This window comes from Succinatimonas hippei YIT 12066 (assembly GCF_000188195.1).
GTDB classification, from domain to species: Bacteria; Pseudomonadota; Gammaproteobacteria; order Enterobacterales; family Succinivibrionaceae; genus Succinatimonas; species Succinatimonas hippei.
This window is the reverse complement of record NZ_GL830975.1, coordinates 1-2,863: the sequence shown is the minus strand read 5'-3', so window position 1 is coordinate 2,863 and position 2,863 is coordinate 1. Positions and strand designations below refer to the sequence as shown.

The window sequence follows — 2,863 nt, the reverse complement described above, 5'->3', positions numbered from 1 at the left end:
TGAATAATCTAATTAAAAAAGATCAGCGATCCACTAAAAATAACCGCCTAATAACTTATAAAATTTATCTATATCAGGCGATTTAATCTCATAAAAATAACTTTTACGTCTACTAAAAAGATCTTCAATGTCTCTTAAAAAGCTATTTTTTGTCTTTTATTTCCGATCATTTGACGTATCCGAAGTAAACCGCCTTTCCGGTCGTTTACTGTCACCGATAAGATTTATAAACACAGCCGGCTTGCAAAGACGTTCGATGACAGCTTCAGAGCGGGTACTCACTTTTCCCAGATAACTTAAAAGACCTTCAGGCTTAAGCTGTGTCGTTACAATGACAGGATATTTGTTGTAACGACTATCCAACATTAAATAAAGCTCATATATTGCTTCTTCGGATAACCTCTTTATTCCGAAGTCGTCTAAAATCAACACGGAGGTTTTAAGCAGCTTGTTCCTATACTTAATGCGATCTCCGTTATCTTTATGAGCAAGCTCTTCAAGTAATTCAGTAGCCTTATAAAACAAAGTTCTATACCCTGATTTACAGGCATGAATGGCGATTGCATTTGCCAGACACGATTTTCCTACTCCGCAAGGTCCTGAGATAATAATGTTTTCTACCGCATTTTCAATCCAAGTGTTACGGATAAGATAACGTATTTGTTCACGGTCCAACCCTAAAGGCAGCTTTTGACTTATCTCATTAAGGGTTATGGAATCAGTAAGACCTGCCGCTTTTTTCAACCGTAAAAAGCGTGCAGATCCAAGATATTGCTCATGAGCTGAAAGGCAGTCTTCTAATTTATCTTCATAAGTGGCCTCAATATAAGCTGCAGAGTTGTTAAATTGATTCATTAACATATCGGCAAAACCACTCAGGCGTAATTTGTTAAAGCGAGCTATAAGATTTGACTGTTGAGCTGTAAGTGCCATTTTTATTCTCCTTTGACCGGTTTTACGGTGCGCAGATAGGTGTAATCAGGATTGGACAAAACATCTTCGATAATGTCTTCCTGCGTCATAAAGCGGCCGGTGTCGCTGCTCATAACTTCGTCTTTTATCTCAGATAAAATTTTTCTTAAGGTATAAGTATTCCACAACCGATAATCGGTTGAAGAGCGCATCCGTCGTACGGCTTCATCTAAAAGAGAAACGTTAAAATAATTGCGTTTGTATAGGTTAATGCTGTAAATACAAGCCTTTTTCTTCTGCATTCCGTCGCGATTGAGCCATATTTCACATAAGCGGAACAGCTCTAAACTTTGCAGTTTGGCTTCCGCAAGAATTGACTCTTCGGTGTTGTACATACTTCTTTTTTTAGCAAGCGCAGCATGGCCTTTAGGCATATGCTCAGGTAAGATTTGAGGCACGTCACTTATGCTTTTTAAGTGCCCGGCTATGACTTTGGTATCGTGGAAGAACACGATGCTGCTGCCGCATACTTCAGCATCGATCTGTTTCCCGACGAAGCGATAAGGTACCGAGTATAAGTGACCTTCTACGTTAACTAAGTAATTAGAAGGAACTTTGATACCCGGATAGTATTTGGTAAAACCGGGTAAGATGTCGGGAAGAGGATGAGCTTTAAGCTTTTCGTATTGATTAAAAAGAGTTTCTCTTTGTGTATCGCTGCCTCTTTGCCTGAACGGAGCTTTATTGATGTATTGATCGACAAGAGACAGCAATCGTAAACTGTACTCTGCGATGTTTTGATATTTCTCTTTTTTAAGACGCGAAAGACAACGGTCACAAACTATGCCCACGGTACGTTCTACTGCACTTTTGGATGTGGGACTGCGAGGGTTGTTGGCATCAATTAAAATCCCTAATTTACGCATAAAAAAGCTGAACTGTTCATTAAAGATTTCATCGGCTCCGACATGATGTTTGGTTACTAAGGCTTTAGCATTGTCTATGATGAGGTAATCAGGCTTGCAGCCGAAAAACTGAAGGCCTTTAACGATGCCTTCACAAAATGAAGCTGTCGTCATATCGGGAATTAAAGCCGCATAAGTGTAGTAACTTGCCGGCCAGGTCATTACTAAAATATAAAGCTTGGCAACCGAGCCGTCCGGCTTAATAAATTTGAGGGTGTCTCCTGCCAGATCCAGCTGCACTGCTTCTCCATACGGATGCATTTGATACATGGTGACAACAGGATCTTGAGTGGCTTTGAGTTTTGCTTTAAAAAGTTTAAAAAAGTAAGAACGGCTGTAAGGTCTTTTATTTTGAACTTTACACTGTTCAAGATAATCAATGTAAGCGGTTTGTATAGAAGCTTTCGATCTAACGCATTCATCAATAATGCGGTCAAAATCCGGAACCAAAACATTTCTCTCTTTATTCACCGTACGGCGGATCAATACATGTTTATCAAGGATTTCAATTTCCTTTGAAGAATCTACGGCAATGTTATTGCGGGCATAAATTTTTTGAGAAAGCTCAGCGTCGCTTACTTTATTGAGATCTTCAAGTAAAGAAAAACCGGCTTGTTTAAGTCGAGCTCTAATTCTTACTGCCGTTGAAGGAGAACAACCGTTCAGCGCTGCTATATTCCTTACTGATTTATTCAGCAGGCACATTTGTGCCACTTTTCTTAATCTTTCAACATCTAAAGTCATGGAAAACTCCTTTGAATATCAAACATGCCGACAGCGGCATATTCAATATAGAAAAGAGAATATGCAGATAAAGAAAGTGGGAAGCAAAATTAAAAGATCTTCTTTGTAAAAATAGAGGACAGCAAAATGAAAATTAAGAGACTAAAATGATTTTTTTAAGAGACAGAAATATTCAAATTAGAAGATAAAACCCACAAGATCGATTTTAGAGGATCTATGTGCTTTTTTATGTAGATTTTTCA

2 protein-coding genes are annotated in these 2,863 nt (G+C 38.6%); both read right to left on the bottom strand.

The window, feature by feature from the left end; genetic code table 11:
- Positions 1-156: 156 nt before the first annotated feature.
- Positions 157-933 carry an ATP-binding protein gene (locus HMPREF9444_RS03695; protein WP_009143018.1) on the bottom strand — a complete coding sequence of 259 codons (777 nt, stop codon included), beginning with the start codon at positions 931-933 and terminating at the stop codon, positions 157-159.
- A 2-nt stretch (positions 934-935) separates the two neighbouring features.
- Positions 936-2,621 (bottom strand): Mu transposase domain-containing protein, encoded by a 1,686-nt coding sequence (locus HMPREF9444_RS03690; protein WP_009143017.1) that lies wholly within the window; start codon positions 2,619-2,621, stop codon positions 936-938.
- Positions 2,622-2,863 lie beyond the last annotated feature (242 nt).